The following is an 18,344-nucleotide window of genomic DNA, read 5'->3' on the forward strand; positions in this document are numbered from 1 at the left end:
TTCTATGAGGTCGCGCTCACCCCTGCGACCCGCGGCCCGGCTTAGCCCTGCGACCTCACAGAACCCTCAAGATTCCCAAATCAGTGTGTTTCTGATTCACCATGCTGGCTGGATAGGAGGCCGGCATGGATGGGCAAGCCTTATTCCCTGGATCTCCGTAACCGTGTCGTAGCCGCGATTGAGGGCGGGATGTCCCGCAATCGGGCCGCCAAGCAGTTTGGGGTGGCGATCAGCACTGCCATCGGCTGGATGCAGCGTGTCGATGAGACCGGCAGCGTTGAGCCTGGCCAGATGGGCGGTCACAAGCCGAAGGCGGTTTCGGGAGACCACGCAGTCTGGCTGTCGCAGCGGATCAGGGACGGCGATTTCACCATACGTGGTCTCGTTGCCGAGCTCGCCCGTCGCGGCCTGAAGGTCGATTACCACTCGGTGTGGGACTTCGTCCATGCCGAGAAGCTCAGCTTCAAAAAAAAGCGTGGCGGCTGGCGAACGCGATCGACCCGAGGTCGCGAGGCGACGAGCCCAGTGGACAAAGTATCAAGATCGCGTCGAAGCTGAGCGGCTGGTCTTCATCGACGAGACCTGGACCAGGACCGATATGGCGCCCTTGCGGGGATGGGCGCCGCGCGGACACAGACTTCACGCCAAGGTTCCTCACGGCCGCTGGAAGACCATGACCTTCCTGGCGGCCTTGCGCCATGACCGGATCGATGCGCCATGGTTCATCGAAGGGCCGATCGATGGCGTGAGCTTTCGCACCTATGTCGAGAAGGTTCTGCTGCCCGTCCTTCGACCCGGCGATATCGTCATCTTGGACAACCTCGGCAGCCACAGGAGCAAGGTAGTTCGCCAGCTCATCCGCTCGGTCGGCGCCAAGCTCTTCTTCCTGCCAAAATACTCGCCCGATCTGAACCCGATTGAACAGGTCTTTGCCAAGCTCAAACACCTGCTTCGCAACGCCGCCGCGCGAACCGTCGACGCAGTCTGCGCCGCTATCGGCCACGCGCTCGACGCCTTCACCTCCGAGGAATGTGCCAACTACCTCAAAAATTCAGGCTATCGAACTTAATGCCATCACGCTTTAGTGCCGACAGCCGCCGCTCAGGCATCAAGCTGGCCGCGCTATCGTGATCGGGGCACGGCGTGCCTGCCGTCGCTCTGCGGTTGTGGGCTAGCGTCGGTCTCCGTCTTCCCTTCTAGCGCAAGCGACAGCACGAGATTGTTTCGCAACATCGCAACAGCCGTTCCTGGGGTGCGCGAAGTCCCGCGCAACATTCGGCTATGCCATTTCGAGACCGAATGAAGAGATGCAAATGGACTCGTTGCGCACGCGCGTGATTGGAGATCGTCTCACGACCTGCACGCGAAGGAGGAGGACGGACGGCGTAGTTCCAACTTGCTGGCAGGTCTCGCCGATGCAATCCCCTGATCCGAGACAATGACATGGCTGTCTTCGGGCACAAGGATGGCCCTTCAGCGCGCTGTCTCATTTTCATCGGCCTCGGAAGCACTTGAGAACTATTGCGTGCTCAGTCGCTAATGCGTTTATACGTCGCGAGTCCCATTCTACCGAAGACAACACTTCCCAAGAATGCGGTCCTCGAGCGTCGCGGCGAATAGCCGGCCTTCTCTATCGGTAGGCGACGGCGCTGGCGTCAAGCATCCGTGGTTTGCTCTTGGTCGCTGGTCTATTTCGATCGGGCCAATGCCTGTCGGACGTCCGCCTGCGGTTGGGAGCTGGCGTTCTCTGTCTCTGTCTTGCCCTCAAGTGCGAGCGATAGCGTGAGATTGTTGCGCAACATCGGATTTGCCGGTTCGTTCGCGAGAGCTTTGCGGTATAGCGCTTGGGCCTCCTGATGGCGGCCCTGGTGATCGAGGACGACGGCTTTGGCGTTCAGTGCGCGCAGGTCGCCGGGTGACGCCAACAAGACGGTATCAAGTACCTCAATCGCCTCGCCGGGGCATTTACGAGCCAGCAGTGCCCGCGCCAGAGGAATCGCCGCATCGGTGCTGTCTGGTCTTTGCTTCAGCGTATCGCACAAATGCTGTTGCTCGTCAGCGTCTCGAACAAGGGCGTGAGCGATGCGCTCTCGCATAGCGGGATCGATCTCCGCAACGCCAACCAGCTCTGCTGTAGGCGTCTGCTGCGATGAAAGATCCGGGTGGTCCAGGTTAGCGCAGCCTGCGAGCAGCAAAACGGCGAGAATTGGGAGAAGGGCTGAGCACGAGTGCGGTCGAAAGCCGCGCCGGCACCGCGGAACGTCAATCTCATATGATTTCATAAGCTATCTCACGCCCACAGCTGTACTCATCCGGCCGCACGGAGAAGATCGCGATGCTCTCCCGTGGGGGCCTTGTCCTTGCCAGCGGAAAGTTTGACGGAGCCAATCGGCTGGACCGTGAAGTCGGCGGCAAGATCCTGATACGAGAGAACTGGCAGATCTATCCCGTTGCGAGTGAGAAAGCCGCGGACGAAGCGCCGGATATCCATCGAGCCAAGAATGACCGGCTGGCTCTGACTCCGCGCGAGGCTTGAATGGATCTGATGGAATTGTGCGAGCAGCATCTCGCTTTGCCGATCCTCCAAAACAAGATAGGGGCCGACAGGGGTTTCGCGCACGGCACCACGCACGATATCCTCGGTTTCGCGCTCGACGACAAAGGCAGCGACAACACGATGGGCGTTGGCATAGCGATGACAGATCTGGCGCTTCAGTCCGGAGCGGACATATTCGGTCAGCAGCACGGCATTCTGCTCCCGTTCGCTCCATTCTGCGAGCGCCTCCAGGACTAGGCGAGTGTTGCGGATCGGGATGCCCTCGTCCAGCAAGCGGCGCAGAACGTCCGCGATGCGGGGGATCGGCGTCGTGCGCAGCACCTCCTTCACGAGATCAGCATATTCTTGCTCCATCCGTCCGAGCAGCTGACGGGTTTCTTGAATGCCCACCAGGCGTTGAGCATAGCGCCTCAACGTCGACTGGACCCGCAAGGCGATCACATCGCTTGCACGGTGATGCCCGATTCCGGCTGCTTTGAGAGCAGGAGCATGAGCTTGTTCGATCCAGATCCGGTTCGTGTCTGGGTCGTGCCGAAAGGGGATTCCGCTCAATTCAATGTTTACCGCGTCGTCGTTGAGCAAGAGTTCTGTCGGCTTAAGGCTGTCCGCTTCGACGGGTACTCCCTCGACATCCACCCTGAATTGCGAATCTGTCAACTGCTGGTCGACTTGGGTTGGAATGCGCGGAATTGTGATGCCAAGATCAGACGAGACTAGTGCCGAAACCCGTTCGATGCCCTGATCGAGGTCTGCTTTGTTGATCGCCTGTATCAGGTTCGGTGCTAGCAAGAGCGTGATCGGAAGTGCTTCCGCAGGGACGGTTTGCTTCTGACCCTGTGCGGAGGTGGGAGCCGAACCGGTCGAACTGGCACCTGTCTTGATGTCGGCTTTGCCATGCTTCACACTAACTTTGAGAAAGCTCGCCGCACCGAAGAGTGCGGCCAGCATGAAAAAGGGAGGCAAAGGGAAGCCGGGAACAAGCCCCATCACGACGAGGACGCAGGCGGCCAGCCGTAGCGCTTGTGTGCTAGCAGTAAGCTGGTTGACGATATCGGCGCCAAGATTAAGCCTGGAGGGCCCGTTGACGCGAGTGACGATGGTTGCAGCTGTAATTGAGAGCAGCAAAGCCGGAATCTGCGAAATGAGCGCGTCACCGATGGTCAGGATGGTGTATTGATGCATCGCCTCCTCAAGGGACATGCCCTTCGAAAGCGAACCGATCGTGATGCCGCCCAGCATGTTGATGCAGATGACGATGAGGCCGGCGATGGCATCGCCCTTGACGAATTTCATAGCGCCGTCCATGGCGCCGTGAAGTTGGCTTTCTCGCTCCAGCGCGCTGCGCCGGCTGCGGGCTTCGTGCTGATCGATGTGGCCGTTGCGCAGCTCCGCGTCGATAGCCATCTGCTTGCCGGGCAGGGCGTCGAGCGTGAAGCGCGCCGATACCTCTGCGACGCGTTCGGCCCCCTTAGCGAGAACCATGAACTGCACCATGGTCACGATGAGGAATATGACAATTCCGACGGCGATGTTGCCCGATATGACGAAATCGCCAAACGTATGGATGATGCTGCCGGCATCGCCTTCGGCGAGTATCAGCCGCGTCGTTGCAACGGTAAGTGCTAGACGAAAGACTGTGGAGATAAGGATGACGCCCGGCAGCGATGAAAAGTCGAGAGGCGTATTGAGATAAAGGGCAACCATCAGCAGCAATATGGCAAAGCCGAGATTGAAGCCGATCAGCATATCGAGCACCACGATTGGCATCGGCATGATCATCATTCCGATCGCCAGAAGCAGCATCAACGCGACCATCAAATCCGGGTGAGACGGCGCGCGGGCGACGAGATTTCGTAGGTGCGTGGCCATGTAAAGCCTTATTGTTTGACCGGAGCAATACTGCTCCGCAATGAAACATAGCGCTTGAAGGTGGCCTGCGCCTCGACCATGCGGCCAGCCTGACGCAGAGCATGGCTGCGTAGCAGCAGCAATGGCGGGCGCGACGATGGCTGATCATCGAGCATGTCCAGCCTGTCCAATACCGATAGCGCTTCCTCGCCGAGGCGCTCTGAGATGAGAGCATAGGCGAGGATACGAAGCAGCTCGACGTCTTGAGAATGTTCGTGAACCACGGGCCGTAAAAGAGCCAGACTGTGTGCGCTCTGCCCGCACGCAAGGTGGACATAGGAAAGCGCGCAGAGCAAATCGCGCTCGGGCCCAGAGATCGGCACCACCCCATCGGTTTTGAAAACATTCGACGACTGGGTAGGTGTGAAGTGTTGCACTCCGCGCGGATCTGGCATCGCTAACCTTGGATCAAGCCGTTGTGATACTGCCGGAGCAGGATTAACCGCCGTAGCTCCAGCCGCAGAAGCGCGGCCCCTTCGCGTGCCACCGAGCCCTCTGGCGCGGCTGACAGCGCATCGGCCAGGCGCTCGAGGAGAAGGCCCTGTTGCTCTGGACGCACAACATGCGAATGACGCAGGCGCGGCGTGACGAAGGAGAGCAGGCTATCCGCGAGATTGGGGCCGTTCAGCCATGCAAGTGCCGAATTCGTTCCGATCTTATCTGCGTGCTCGGTGGCGTCGGTGGGATTGATCCGCGAGATTGGATCGATTGACTTGAGTTCGAGCGCGTTATCGATCGTGTTGGCAGCCAACCGCTCCTGCGCCGCGCGGTCTTGGACAACTGACGTGTGAGCGTTGCCGCCTTTTCCCTGGACCTTGTCGATGCCGATGCCACTGGCCTGAGATGTGGCCGGGGCGACGACAGGTGCATGATGCTCGTTGTTGATTCCCTGAAAGGCGGTGCCAAGCTCTACGGACCGCTGCGGCAGCCTAGTCATGAAACGTTCCTTCGTTGCCCGAGGGCTAAAACTTTAATAAGACAGAGCAGCAAGCTGGCCATTGCGTGTCAGCAGCACACGTCCGTCCTCGATCTCCTTTACGGTCCATCCATTGCTCAAGAGCGCGCCCACGAAATACTTTTGACCAGAAATGACCAGATAAGGGTCGTTTCCGCGCCAAACTGCCTGGACGGCAATCGCGGGGGGCGTCTTCTCATCCTTGATGGCGACCGCGCTGACGAGCGTATAACCACCATTGCTGTCGACATCGAATCGCTGCTGGACTTCCCGCCATTTAGCGAGCGAGGCAGGCGTAATGGTGCCATCGGCCGTCACAACGCCCGGCCCAGAACCGACTTTGATACCGAGCAGGCCCGCTGCATCAACTTCCCCTTGCAGCCGTCGAGCAGCTGCGTCGGCGGCCGGAGCATCAGGGGCGGCGAGCGCGACTTTGGGGCCAATGTCCGCGGCGGAGGACGAAGTGCTCAGTACCGCGGCGCCGTCGGACTGGATAAGGCTCGTTGAGACAGTGCCAACTGCGGCAGAGCTGATAAGGACCAAGGCGAGCACGGTAATCGGTACATGCCGGCGGCCGGTAGAGCCGGCTTGTTGAGAGCCCTCGATCGACAAGCGAATGGACATCGCGCCCATACGGATGACGGCAGGAAGAGGGAGAACAACGATCTCATTTGGCGAAATAGAGTCGCGGCCCTCGATCGCGACGTCCGCGGCAAGGGCCTCGATCTCGATCGAGCTGACATGCCAGCTGACGCGAAGATGGTGCGGTTCGAGGCCTTGCTCGACGAAGACCAAATCAGCATCGAGGCTGCTGCCAATCAAGCACGAGCCGCCACCCGCCTTGCCGGTCAGCCCAGAATAGGACCCCGACAACACTTCGAAAAGCGGGGAAGCTGGTTCATTCACGGTCGCCTCCTGAATGAAGAACGAGGCCGTACGGCAAAGCCGTACGGCCTGTTGCGACTTCACAGATCATGCGGCCGGCAAAAGCGGGAGGATATAACGCCGTCCCGCTTCATCCGTTACTGCACCCGCTCGTCGGCCACCTTCTTGACGGTCGAGAGCTCGGTCGTGACGACGCGAAGTTCCACATCCCTTTCAGCTGCCTTCGTGCTGGTGGCAGTCAGTGCGGCGAGTTGCCTGTTGAATGCCGCTTCTCCGGCAGCTTCAGCAGCGGTGGAACCAGCGGCTGCAGTAGCAGTACCAACTGCGCCACCTGCAGTCGAGGAATGGGACGCACCAACCTTATCAGCCATATTGTTTCTCCTGTTTGTTCGAACATTGCCGCGACTTGCGGCTCTGATTTTCCTGACGCCGCAACATGCGAGGTCAGGAATCCTCCTCTGTCTCGGCCATGGTATCGTCGAGCTTGCCCATTGCACCACTTGCAAATTGGAAAAGGACGGCGCCGAGAGCGACGTTGAACGCTTGCTGCATAGCGGCGGCTTGCGAGCCAGCATCTGGACTAGACGTGCCGCCATCTACGGGAGCTCCTGCACCAGTCGATCGACCATGATCATCGTGCTCACCAGGGGCCCGGGATCCCTTTTTGGCGCCGCCAGCCGCATGGAGGTCGGAATCAAGGTGCCCAGCGGCGCTTGAGCTGGAAATACGCATCGGGTTTCTCCTACTTCAAACTTCGTTCGTGCGGTGGAAGGAGTCTCCATCACGTCTACTATGCAAGCATTAGCTTTCGACAAGCTGACGAGCCGCAGAAATACAGTGAGCCGATCTCATTGACGCTGCTTCTGCTCAAGCCGCCTCATATATCGGCAGTGGGCCGGCGAAAGCTGCAGATCAGAGAGTTGATAACAAGGCCTCGCCGATGTGGCACTTGATCAGGCAAGCCCGCTGTTCCTTCAAGCGCAGCTTTAATGAGCGGAATGTAAGCGCCCAGGACGGATAAAATCGGCTTGATCTGATGTGGCCCAATCTCAGGGGACCCAGGCGGGACTACTCGCACCTCATTCGGCAATTTACTTGCCTCGAGCCACTCAGCGACTTGTCTCCATCCTGCCCCAAGGCGGGGCGGCAGGTTGAAGTTGCTTATGCGAGTCAGCAACGAAGAGCGATCCTCCAGTTCCGCTCGTGGCAGACCATAAAAATTGGTCCACTTTGTCGGACACGATCACGATGCGCCGGAGACAAGGACCTTGAGCCTCACGAATCACTAATGTGCTCTCGATCCGACGACGTAAACTGGTGAGGTTCGCTGCTCCGTCCGGCTTGTGGCGGCGTAAAGTTGACAGCGCGATGGGAGGCGCAATCAGCCCGGCGAGATCTTCGCGTTGGCGCACGCGATGTGAGAATGTCGGTCGGACGCTCGAGTACAGCCGACAAATGCGCTGGTTTAGCTAGCGCCAATACGCTCGCCGGTGTAAGCATCGAATGCTGGCGGAGCTTGCGGAAGCCGCACCGCGCGGACGACCCTACCGCGCGGTGACCTCGCAAGCTAGCCTTTCGTTCCAGCTTCACTCTGTGTCGATAGTGCCGCTACGACTAGGCGTAGGCACCTGCAGCTTGCGTGCGCTCGGATTCAATCCGTGCCTTGAGGTTATCCAGATAGTTCTCCGCGTAGGACTGAGCGATCGACACCGGCAGGTTGATGCCGGCCGTCGCCGCTTCTTGAATTGCCTGCTTCACCAAGCCTTCCCGTATCGCTATCTTGACCTCGGGGCCGGCGATGCAGCCCACGGCCTGCGCCGCGAGACTGAGCCCGGCTTCCTCCAGCGCCTGTTTTATGTTGCCACCGCTGATCGCGGTGTGCAGAAGATTTGCAGCTTGCGCCTCGGCCTCGATCACCATTGAAGCAAGATCGGCCAGCTCACCTAGCCCTGGAATAAAGCCGAGTACACCAACGGCCGTCGCTGTCCAGTCGAGCAGCTTCGAGCCGACCTTCAGCACGTCATCAAGTGCATGCATGAGGGCGCCACCGTTCTTCTTGGGAGACTTGATGTCGGGCTGGTCTGCCACGCCATTCATCATGTCCGCGGTAGCCTCCTGTTCGGCTGGCGTTTGAGCGGCATGCGTCTTCAACTGCGGAGCAGCGCGGTTCGCACCAGACATGTTATTGAAGAACTGCTTGAAATCATTTCTGCTGATGTTTCCGGAATCAACCGTATGGCCGCCGCCGAAGTCGAAAAACTTGTGGTGGGTTTTGTAGCCGGTAATCGCGTTGTTCATCAACCCAAACAGCACAGGATCCGAGAGCAGCTGGGAGGCCGCTTTTCGTACCTCGGGAGAAAGGTTCTTGTCGTCCACCATACTCGCGAGCTTTTCCCGGGTCAGAACGCCATTTCCAAAGAAAGCGTCCTGGTTGTTGTTAATCGTGTTTAGTGTGCTCAGCTCGGGTCGGCTGAGACTCATCGATGATGAAGCGACCTGCAAAAAGTACTCTTTGTGCACCTTATCGATCGAGCCGCCGTACAACTGCTTCCATTGATCCGGGTGCTCGAGAAAATATTGAGCGGCCGCGAGGACCTGTGGGGGGCATTTGCCAATGTCGGCGTTGCCGTCCACGATGTGTCTGAAATCCGCAAGGCTCAAGTTCTTGGGCAGGTTATCGGAATAGCGGTAGAGCTCGCGCAGGGCATCGGTCAGGGTCATGACCGATGGCTCACCATTTCCGGTCCCGTCGGATGGTATGTAGTTCTGCTCGTAGGTCCGCGCCCGCTGCTCTTGGAACGCGGCGACTTGGGGATGGTGATCGGAAAAGCCGCAGAGATCGCCCACCTTGATCTTGCCGCCACAGCGGCCGTCGCCTTGCGAACCGATCGCATAGAAGAGCTCCGGGTCCTGTTGCAGCGCTTCGATCGCCGCCTTTAGGTCCGGCGGTGTCGAGGGATCGTTGGCCAAATCTCCCAGGGACTTCCAATCAAGCGGACATTTGTCCTTGTGGCGGTTCAGAACAGAGACAATCTGCAGTTCTGCATTAGTCAGCGTGCCACCGTTCCAGGTGATCCTTGAGCTTTGTACGGGTGCCTCCGCAATGATTGGGCTGCTCGCAGCACAGGACGGCTGTGGGTCATCCTGATATGCATCCAGTGCTGCCCTAATCTCCGGTGGAAGGATACTTCGCGTCTCCCGCGTGAGTTCCTCTGTCAGTTGCTTGGCTGCGTCTGTGGGTGCCGGCTCCTGCGGTGCGGAATGATCGCTGGTCGTGTCCTTGGACGCGAGGCCGACCAGCATCGCCTGAAAGCTGGAAAAGTCCTGCGCCGAAGAGGGCGGGGCGGGCATTCCGGGTAAAGCCACAGTTGAATTGGCGGTTGGCGATAGGTCGACTGACATTATACGTTCTCCGATATAAGGGTGCACCACAAGACGGTCACCTAGTTGCGGCCCGAGATCGCGACGAACAAGGAGTGTTGAGCGGCAGAGTTCAACAGGTCCTACCATTTGCATCCTGTTGCTCGGTGTGCCTCCAGCGCTCAGTTTCGCGACCATCCATGGGGACACCGCCGTCTAGATATTCACGCCGTATGCTAGGACGAACAAGCTTTCGAGAAGCTGACGGCGCTCAGACGATTTCGACACGATTGATGACATGGCCTTGCCAGTAAGGCCGGACGGATTTTCAATGCCGGTGTCAGCTTCGTATGGTTGCGTTCACTTGGCCTGGTGCCATGTCTGTCAAGTTAACGGCCTCCCGTCTGCCGATCCGCAGCATTCGTTGATCTGGTCCAACGATCTCGCAAGATCTCCGGAGCATCTCAAGATGGGGCACTGGTTTCGCGCTCGATGATCATCAGGTGACGAAGGCTCGGATGATCATCAGGTGACGAAGGCTCGTCAGCTTTCGGTCAGCTTGCGTTTCTAGGGTGCTGGCCCATTCGCGCTCACGACGGTGCCAATCTCATCACGTGACAAAACGGTTCTTCTCATGTTGCCTGCCGTTGCCTCGATCTCTCTCAACCCGGCTGAATGGTTCTCCAGCGGCTGTTTATCGGTGCGGGACCAGTTTCATGATAGTCTTGCGCAGGCAGCTTCGAAGCAAGGTGCAGCTTCGTTGGTGGCCGACCGCCTGGCATCCGGCAGGTAAACCGGAAGGTGGGGATCATTTCGATTCGGCCTTGACGAACCTGTGGGATGTTGACGATCGCGTCATTCAGGTTTCGCTCATCTCCAAGGGCGCCGGCGCCGTCAGCTTATCTCTGAATAAGCTTCTATCGGTGGGCTGAGCGGGCTGATGGTTTCTTCGCACAACAGCAGGATCGTTCGCGCCGCGACGCGCAGAGGGGGGTGATGCGCTTGTTCACTTGCCGCTTCTGTTGCCGCATCGGCGGATGTAAGGGCCTACACCCTATATAACCAAAGTGCAGGCGGGTACGAAGGCAACAGCCGTCGAGCTGCTTGCAAATGAGAGGAGACATTGCGTTGCGGATAGATTTCTCGCGCATCAATCGGTCTAAAGCTGCATTCCACGATATTTATGCTTCGGATGATCCGAGGGCATATTTCTCGGTCCTCGGAGACCTGGATTATATGATACCGGACGTGGCTGAGCCGGTTGTGCGCCAAATACTGGCAGCGAAAGCTTCGGCCACCGGCCTCAAGCCCGTCGTGCTCGATGTTGGTTGTTCGTACGGCATCAATGCAGCGGTGCATCGCTTTCCGCTGACCTTCGCGGGCTTGCGTCACCGCTACGCCCGGCGTGAGATGAGAGCGATCAGCTCTGAGACATTGGTGAGTCTCGATCGCAGTTTCTATGCAGCCTGGCCTGATGTCGGGTTGGCACGCTTTATCGGCCTCGATGTGTCGGCCCGGGCGGTCAGCTATGCGAAGAGTGTTGGCCTTTTAGAGCAGGGCATTGTCGCTGACCTTGAAAAGGAGGCGCTATCGATGGACAGCGCGCGCATTCTCCGCTCCGTGGATGTTATCATGTCGACCGGATGCATCGGCTACGTTACCGAGAAGACGTTCAGCGAGATTCTCGATGCGGCAGAGAAGCAACCATGGATTATCTCCTTCGTGCTACGAATGTTCCCATTTGAATCGCTCGCCGCGACGTTCGCAAACCGTGGTCTTGTGACAGAACGTCTTGCCGGCGCAACGTTTATCCAGCGTCGCTTTCGCGATGCTGAAGAATTTGAGAGCTGTTTGGCCAGCTTGGCGGCCCTTGGCGTGGATGCCACCGGCCTCGAATCGGAAGGGCTGTTTCACGCCGATCTGATCTTGTCTCGCCCCGAGGCGGATGCGCGCGCCACGCCTCTGGAAGACATTGTCACTGTCGCCAGCGGCAGGGGACGGCCGATCGGACCCCGTTACGTTCATGTTGAAAGTAAGGAGGGCTTGCAGGTCGCGCTGGAGCCGTGACAGGCGTGGGACCACTGTGCAGCGCGAGTCTGTTCGGGGCTGGATGCGAGGCCATTCCGGTCGACGGCGCGCCAGAGCCGATGTTGTTCGCCCGCGAGTGGATAACGAATTCGTCCAGATGCCATTTGTCGCGGCGAGCAGGAGCGCTGCGATTCAAATCAAGCGTCTGGCCGAATTGCTCCTCTACTGACGCGCCGTTTCTTAGATTCCATCAATGCGACGTGCGAGCCAGGAATTTCCTCGACCTTTGCGCAGGCTTGACGGAAACCGGTGCTGCAGCCCAACGGCATATCCAATCACCTGCAGCAGAAGCCGACAGCGGCGACAAAGTCGTCCGGGCTTCGGTATATTTTTGCGTTTTAATCTGGACGTCTCCAGTTGACGAATCCCGGCGAGTAGTGCCTATGTCTAGTCAGTCACGGTCTTCTGGCCCCAACATTTTGTAGGTCGGAAGCTAAGAGGGAACCCGGTGCGCCGAACGGCTACTCCGGGGCTGCCCCCGCAACTGTAAGCGGCGAGCGGTTGTCATCATGGTCACTGGCGCAGCACAGCGCCGGGAAGGCCGACAGCCGCGGCGACCCGCGAGCCAGGAGACCTGCCGCGACTGAACGAAAGTCCTCGGGCGGGGTGCCCCGTTGGGTCGCTTGCAGCCGGAGACGTTTGACCGGTTTCCTCGCAAGTCATCCGCGCAGTTCCCCCGCCTAACATCGCGGGGTTGCCGATGTCGCCGTCTTACGATTTCGATCAGCATGGTCATCTCATTGAGGAGCCGGCGCGCGTGAGGTCGCAGCCATTGCAGGCAGAGCCCAGCGCGCCTGAGTTGTGTCTTGTGCCGCCGCCGTCGCCGGCCCCGCTGCCGTACCCCCTTGCGCCATCGCCAAAGCCGGCCGATCTCAAGCTCGATCGGACGCGCGACGACCTGTTGACGCCGTTCGGCAAGCTGACGCTGAGCGACCGTTATCTGCTCGCCGGCGAAATGATCCAGGACATGTTCGCGCGGGTGTCTTGCGCCTTCGCGGATGATGTTGCGCATGCCCAACGTCTCTACGATGGGATGTCTCGGCTGTGGTTCATGCCAGCCACACCGGTGCTCTCCAACGGCGGCACGACGCGCGGCCTGCCGATTTCCTGCTTCCTTAACTCGGTGTCGGACTCGCTCGAAGGCATCGTGGGCACCTGGAACGAGAACGTATGGCTTGCCTCTAACGGTGGCGGCATCGGCACCTACTGGGGCAATGTTCGCTCGATCGGCGAGCAGGTGAAGGGCGGCGTTACCTCAGGCATCATCCCGTTCATCCACGTCATGGACGGCCTGACGTTGGCGATCAGCCAGGGCTCGTTGCGGCGCGGCTCGGCTGCGGTCTATCTCGATATCCACCATCCCGAGATCGAGGAGTTCCTCGAGATCCGCAAGGCGTCCGGCGACTTCAACCGCAAGAGTCTCAACCTGCATCACGGCATCAACGTCACCGATGAGTTCATGCATGCCGTAGGCGCCGGCACTGCGTTCGCTCTGCGCAGTCCGAAGACCAAGGACGTTATCCGCGAAATCGACGCCCGCCAGCTGTGGCAACGCATCCTGGAGAACCGGCTGCAGACGGGGGAGCCTTATCTCTTGTTCATCGACACGGTGAACCGCGCGCTCCCTAAGCACCAGCGCGAGCTCGGCCTCAAGGTCTCAACGTCCAACCTGTGCAGCGAAATTACCCTGCCGACCGGCATCGATCATCGCGACGAGGAGCGTACCGCGGTGTGCTGCCTGTCGTCGCTCAACCTCGAGACCTGGGACCAGTGGAACGAGGAGCCTGGCTTCATCGAGGACGTCATGCGCTTCCTCGACAACGTGCTGACCCACTTCATCACGGTGGCGCCGGGCGTCATGAAGCGTGCCCGCTACGCCGCCTTGCGTGAGCGTTCCGTCGGCCTTGGCGTCATGGGCTTCCACTCGTTCCTGCAGGCCAAGAGCATTCTGATGGAAAGCGTCGTGGCCAAGTCGTTCAATCTGAACATGTTCCGGAAAATCCGTCGCGATGCTGATGCGGCATCCGTGACGCTCGCGCGCGAGCGGGGGCCGTGCCCGGATGCCCTGGAACGAGGCGTGATGGCCCGCTTCAGCCATAAGATCGCGATCGCGCCGACCGCCTCGATAAGCATTATCTGCGGCGGCACCAGCGCTTGCGTAGAACCGATCCCGGCCAACATCTACACCCATAAGACCTTGTCCGGCGCCATCTCGGTGCGTAATAGGCATCTCGCCAAGCTGCTGGCCGCCAAGGGCGCCAATACTTCGGCGATCTGGCAGTCGATCATCGCCCACGAGGGTTCGGTCGCCCATCTCGACATCCTCTCGGAAATCGAGAAAGCGGTCTTTCGCACCGCCTTCGAGATCGACCAGCGCTGGATCGTCGAACTTGCCGCCGACCGCGCCGCGTTCATCTGCCAGAGCCAGTCGGTCAACCTCTATCTGCCAGCTGACGTCGATAAATGGGATCTTCACATGCTGCACTGGACGGCATGGAAGCGGGGGGTGAAGAGCCTCTACTACTGCCGTTCAAAATCTATTTCGCGCGCGGCGTTCGCCGGCGCCATCGCCGATGACGACAAGGCTGCGCCGCCGCAACCATCGCAGCAGCGCACCGACTATGAGGAGTGCCTCGCATGTCAGTGATCGATCTCTCGTCCGTCGATCCGCGTGCGCTGATCGGCAAGCAGCGCGTCGGCCTCCTCGACTCGACCGGCAGCTACGACGTCGATCGCTACGCCTGGGCTTACGAGTTCTGGAAGCGCCAGCAGCAGACTCATTGGATGGGAGAGGAGGTGCCGCTCGGGGCAGACCTCAAGGACTGGGCGTCGGACCGCGTCACCGACAGCGAACGTGCGCTGCTCACCCAGATCTTCCGTTTCTTCACTCAATCGGACGTCGAGGTCGGCGACAACTATCTTAAGCGCTACATCCCGATTTTCCAGCCGCTCACCGTCCAGATGATGATGGCAGCTTTCACCAACATGGAGACGGTCCACATCGATGCCTATGCGCTACTGCTCAAAACGCTCGGTATGCCCAAAACCGAGTTCGAGGCATTCCGCGGCTATGCTGAGATGCGCGCCAAGGCCGACTACATGCACGAGTTCGGCGTCGGCACCGTGGCCGATGTCGCCCGGACGTTGGCGATGTTCGGCGCCTTCACCGAGGGCATGGCGTTGTTCGCGAGCTTCGCGATGCTGCTCAACTTTCCGCGCCACAACAAGATGAACGGTATGGGACAGATCGTAAGCTGGTCAGTGCGCGACGAGAGCCTGCATTGTGAGGGCATCATAAAGCTGTTTCACGAATGGCACCGCGAAACTGGCGCGGTGACGCGCTCCGTCCGTGACGATATCATCGACGTCGCCAAGACCATGGTGAAGCTGGAGGAGAACTTCGTCGACCTCGCCTTTGGCCTCGGCGAGATCGAGGGTATGAATCCCGAGCAGATCCATGCCTACGTCCGCTACGTCGCCGACTGGCGACTGACCCAGCTGCGGATTGCCCCGGTATTCGGCTTCTTCGAGGCTAAGGAGGGCGGGTTCACCCGGCTCAAGGCACATCCGCTGCCATGGCTCGTGGAGATTCTCAACGGTGTCGAGCACGCCAATTTCTTCGAGCAGCGCGCCACGGAATACTCCAAGGCGGCGAGCCGCGGCAGCTGGGATGGCGAAGACGGGGTGTGGGCAGCTTTCGGCCGGACGTAGTCATGCTGGAGCTAATCATCAAGGGCGATTGTGCATGTGACGATCGCGTTGATGATCAAGGCGGCCGACTTCGTGGCGTCGGCACAGCGGGACGGAGAGACTAAAGCGACAGGAGGACGGCTGCGATCGTTTATCTCGAGCCGTGCAGCTATCCTGACTTGACCGATTCTGTACTGATCGATTGGCCTTAAACCAGGAGAATGGCAATATTTGCCGGCTGCGGGCCCGTACCAATTGCTGCTGCCGTCCGCAATTTTTAATCTATCCGCTTCCAGGACGTGGCCCAGCCAAGGTACGCCCGTCCCTAGCGGATACGCGGATCTTCCTCAGAGTCGGAGTGCGAAGATCTATTTTCAGCCGGCTCTTCAGGCCAAAGGGTTTGGTCCAGCGACGGTGTAAGACGAATGAAGCCCTCTTCTCTCCACTCGGCTGTGTGAGGCACGCCGAGAAGGATAAAAACCTTTGTGGGGTGGTCCTTGCTCGGCTTCACTCCGCTGCGCTCAAGCATATCGATCTGAGCGGCTGTGGCCGTTTGGCCATTGAAAACCCAGTAATCCTTGGCGAGACGTCCGTTCAGCATCCGGAACTCGGAAAGTTCTGGTGGTGCAGCTTCGGACAGACCAGCCTGAGAGGGGCCCGCTTGAAATGGCCGAGCGTGGGTGGGACCGGCGTGCGATGGCCCGGCATGGGACGGTCCCTCCAGCAGTGGTCCAGCGTACGATGGCCCTGCATGCGATGGCCCAGCGTGTGAAGGCCCGGCCACATTCTGCCATATCAGATCCTGATCGACACCAGGATGTGCCTCGATCGCCTGAGCGATCGTCTGCTGGGGCAGATATTGCGGGCTTTCCGGTTCTGGCGCGACGTGCTCCGCGCCTGGCGTAAACGGATCATCTTCCCGATCCAAGTCCAGCCAGGGATGCGCTAAATCCAGGTACGGAGAATAGGGGTGACCAGCATCCAAGTACGGTGAATAAGGATGGCCTGCGTCCACATATGGCGAATAGGCGCCTCCCTGCAGGACTGGCGGGGCTGCGTGTTGTGGCAGAGCACCAGCTTGCGCGCCATTGAGCCGCTGCTCAAAGCCGGTCGCGTCCATAGACGGTTCTGGTAAGTCGGGCTCTGGCCTCGTATTCGCCGGACCGATTGCATTGAAATCCATCCTGCCTGTTACTCCTTTTCGATGATGGAGCGGATCGAGCGAGACATGCCCTGCGGCTCTGACGCAGCCGGTTCGAAGGCTCTCATCGATATTTGAGGCCCCGAGCTTCCGTCAAAGATGGCGCTTGCCAACTTCCGCTCGCGTCTAGGGTGGCTGGTTGCCCACATCCGTTGCGGTCGGTAGGAGGCCCCGCCGTTCAGCGTCCGCACGCCCATGCTGGGAGCATTAGCTTTCGAAAAGCTGACGATCAGAAGGATTTGAGCCGATGCAGATTGGATCGACTTCGGCCCAAGCTGCCTCGCATCAATTAGGTCATTTCTGGCCTGTGTCAGCTCCACGCACGGTGCCGTCCTGACGCGGCGCGTCGGACGCATAATGCCCTTCCGGGCGCCCATCTCGAATAACCACGCTGGAGGAGCCACGAAACAACATCAAAACGGAATCCCGCGGCGGCCTTTCAGCGATGGCGGGATTGCGCCGCGCCTGCTCCTCCGCCACAAGACCCTTCAGCGTCTGGTCCACCAGCGCGATGAAGCGTGGCGGACCCGAAGCCAGGACAAGACCATCCCCCGGCGCCGGCTTCACGATATAGCGCTCATCGGAGATGTTGAGCGCCTCGAGCGCGGTCTTGAACGCATCGAAGCTGATCGGGTTCAACACAATCAGCCGGCTCTGCGCCTCGTGGGCTGCGGATATGTAAAGCACGAGGCCGTCGTAGTACCATTGAAGATTGTACAGGTTGGTCAGACGCTCGAGGAAGTCGCGCGGCGGCAGGTCCGGCATTCGCCCGCGAATCCGGCCCTTCACTTCAGTGCTGACATTGACCCTGATATTGAGATTGTTGCCGAACTCCTGCAGCGCGGCAGCAAGGTCCTGATCGAGAACCGTATAGCTATAAGGAGTCGAAGGCAGCGACAGGGGCGCGCCAAACGCGCTCACCATTGCAAGACAAATGAGAGCTCCGGCATAGAGACTGCTCTTCAAACTTTGCGCCATCGTGGATCGAACGAGCATTCCCGAAGGCCTTCCACCTGAGAATTAAACCTGGAATTTCGTTCCAGCCTGGAAGCCAAACGTGATCATTAGATGGCGTAATAACCTCCATCTTCGTCAGGTTTTCGTCAGCTCACCAATCTACAGATTTTGATCTGTTCATCCGTCGAGAACGCTTGGTCTCATCAGCGAGCACAATGACTCCTTATATGATGTTAGGCGCAACGCCGATCTCTCCCAATTCAGCCGACTGCCTTTCCAATGCCTGTTCGCCGGCAGCTCCCGTCGAGCAGGCACACTTTGAGCAGTCTCTTGCTCAAGCGGTCTCAAGTCAGGGGCCTGCCTCACCAGTTGCGCACAGAGCTGCAGTCGTTTCGCCGGTACTGGAGGTGCAGCGCGCGAACACGCTGGCGGTGCCGCCGGGCGATCGCGTTCTTCAAACTCTTTCCACCATGTACCACAGCCATGCCGTTGCTCCCGCGGTCGGTGGCGCGTCTTCTGCTGCGAGTGCCGTACAAGCCGGCCCCGCCGCGCGGCCGCTGTTGCCGCCGGTCGACATCAGCGCGCATGCGGCGGTTAAACCGGTGGCTGCGGATTTCGATTCGATGGTCGTAAATCTACGGGATGTCTACCGGGACGTCGTTCAGGTTTCCCTCGTCTCCAAGAGCACCAGCGCCGTGAGCTCCTCGTTGAACAAGCTGCTATCGGCGGGCTGAGTGGAGCTG

15 protein-coding genes and 1 riboswitch are annotated in these 18,344 nt (G+C 59.5%); of the genes, 6 read left to right on the forward strand and 9 right to left on the reverse strand.

Annotated features, from left to right (window positions below; translation table 11 throughout):
- Positions 1–129: 129 nt before the first annotated feature.
- A protein-coding gene (locus Q2M23_RS29230) for an IS630 family transposase (protein WP_370143840.1) occupies positions 130–1,069 on the forward strand; the annotation gives its coding sequence in 2 pieces (ribosomal slippage) (positions 130–465 and positions 467–1,069; 939 coding nt in all).
- Between the two features lie 619 nt (positions 1,070–1,688).
- Here the strand turns inward: Q2M23_RS29230 and Q2M23_RS29235 are convergent.
- From Q2M23_RS29235 to Q2M23_RS29265, 7 genes are all read right to left on the reverse strand, one after another.
- On the reverse strand, positions 1,689–2,282 hold the full coding sequence (locus Q2M23_RS29235) for a tetratricopeptide repeat protein (RefSeq protein ID WP_316397879.1): 594 nt from the start codon (positions 2,280–2,282) through the stop codon (positions 1,689–1,691).
- Positions 2,283–2,308: 26 nt separating this feature from the next.
- Complete coding sequence (gene sctV, locus Q2M23_RS29240; RefSeq protein WP_316397880.1) at positions 2,309–4,426, reverse strand: type III secretion system export apparatus subunit SctV; 2,118 nt, start codon at positions 4,424–4,426, stop codon at positions 2,309–2,311.
- Between the two features lie 8 nt (positions 4,427–4,434).
- Positions 4,435–4,860: a histidine kinase gene (locus Q2M23_RS29245; RefSeq protein WP_316397881.1), complete on the reverse strand. Its 426-nt coding sequence runs from the start codon at positions 4,858–4,860 to the stop codon at positions 4,435–4,437.
- A 2-nt stretch (positions 4,861–4,862) separates the two neighbouring features.
- The gene (locus Q2M23_RS29250) at positions 4,863–5,402 is read right to left on the reverse strand and encodes a hypothetical protein (protein WP_316397882.1); all 540 of its coding nucleotides are present in this window, start codon (positions 5,400–5,402) and stop codon (positions 4,863–4,865) included.
- A gap of 33 nt (positions 5,403–5,435) precedes the next feature.
- Positions 5,436–6,326 carry a hypothetical protein gene (locus Q2M23_RS29255; protein ID WP_316397883.1) on the reverse strand — a complete coding sequence of 297 codons (891 nt, stop codon included), beginning with the start codon at positions 6,324–6,326 and terminating at the stop codon, positions 5,436–5,438.
- A 116-nt stretch (positions 6,327–6,442) separates the two neighbouring features.
- Positions 6,443–6,676, reverse strand: a complete 234-nt coding sequence (locus Q2M23_RS29260) for a nodulation protein NopA (RefSeq protein ID WP_316397884.1) — start codon at positions 6,674–6,676, stop codon at positions 6,443–6,445.
- A gap of 1,243 nt (positions 6,677–7,919) precedes the next feature.
- Positions 7,920–9,707, reverse strand: a complete 1,788-nt coding sequence (locus tag Q2M23_RS29265) for an HrpF/NolX family T3SS translocon protein (RefSeq protein ID WP_410469786.1) — start codon at positions 9,705–9,707, stop codon at positions 7,920–7,922.
- A 674-nt stretch (positions 9,708–10,381) separates the two neighbouring features.
- On the opposite strand from Q2M23_RS29265, the gene Q2M23_RS29270 reads away from it, so the two are divergent.
- The 4 genes from Q2M23_RS29270 (at position 10,382) to Q2M23_RS29285 (ending at position 15,464) form a co-directional block, all read left to right on the forward strand.
- Positions 10,382–10,597: a nodulation protein NolB gene (locus Q2M23_RS29270; RefSeq protein WP_156436310.1), complete on the forward strand. Its 216-nt coding sequence runs from the start codon at positions 10,382–10,384 to the stop codon at positions 10,595–10,597.
- Between the two features lie 178 nt (positions 10,598–10,775).
- Positions 10,776–11,732 (forward strand): class I SAM-dependent methyltransferase, encoded by a 957-nt coding sequence (locus Q2M23_RS29275; protein WP_316397885.1) that lies wholly within the window; start codon positions 10,776–10,778, stop codon positions 11,730–11,732.
- 402 nt (positions 11,733–12,134) lie between these two features.
- A riboswitch (cobalamin riboswitch) is annotated at positions 12,135–12,350 on the forward strand.
- A 160-nt stretch (positions 12,351–12,510) separates the two neighbouring features.
- The gene (locus Q2M23_RS29280; RefSeq protein ID WP_316397886.1) at positions 12,511–14,400 is read left to right on the forward strand and encodes a ribonucleoside-diphosphate reductase subunit alpha; all 1,890 of its coding nucleotides are present in this window, start codon (positions 12,511–12,513) and stop codon (positions 14,398–14,400) included.
- Positions 14,391–15,464, forward strand: a complete 1,074-nt coding sequence (locus tag Q2M23_RS29285; RefSeq protein WP_316397887.1) for a ribonucleotide-diphosphate reductase subunit beta — start codon at positions 14,391–14,393, stop codon at positions 15,462–15,464. The genes Q2M23_RS29280 and Q2M23_RS29285 overlap by 10 nt, the downstream gene beginning before the upstream one ends.
- A gap of 304 nt (positions 15,465–15,768) precedes the next feature.
- Here the strand turns inward: Q2M23_RS29285 and Q2M23_RS29290 are convergent, their stop codons facing one another.
- Both Q2M23_RS29290 and Q2M23_RS29295 read right to left on the reverse strand, forming a co-directional pair.
- Complete coding sequence (locus Q2M23_RS29290) at positions 15,769–16,626, reverse strand: hypothetical protein (protein WP_316397888.1); 858 nt, start codon at positions 16,624–16,626, stop codon at positions 15,769–15,771.
- 312 nt (positions 16,627–16,938) lie between these two features.
- Positions 16,939–17,640 (reverse strand): secretin N-terminal domain-containing protein, encoded by a 702-nt coding sequence (locus tag Q2M23_RS29295; protein WP_375167005.1) that lies wholly within the window; start codon positions 17,638–17,640, stop codon positions 16,939–16,941.
- 176 nt (positions 17,641–17,816) lie between these two features.
- Here Q2M23_RS29295 and Q2M23_RS29300 point away from each other — a divergent pair, with 176 nt between their 5' ends.
- Complete coding sequence (locus tag Q2M23_RS29300; protein WP_316397889.1) at positions 17,817–18,335, forward strand: nodulation protein NolB; 519 nt, start codon at positions 17,817–17,819, stop codon at positions 18,333–18,335.
- Positions 18,336–18,344: the final 9 nt, after the last annotated feature.

Source organism: Bradyrhizobium sp. 33ap4, assembly GCF_032654765.1.
GTDB classification, from domain to species: Bacteria; Pseudomonadota; Alphaproteobacteria; order Rhizobiales; family Xanthobacteraceae; genus Bradyrhizobium; species Bradyrhizobium australafricanum.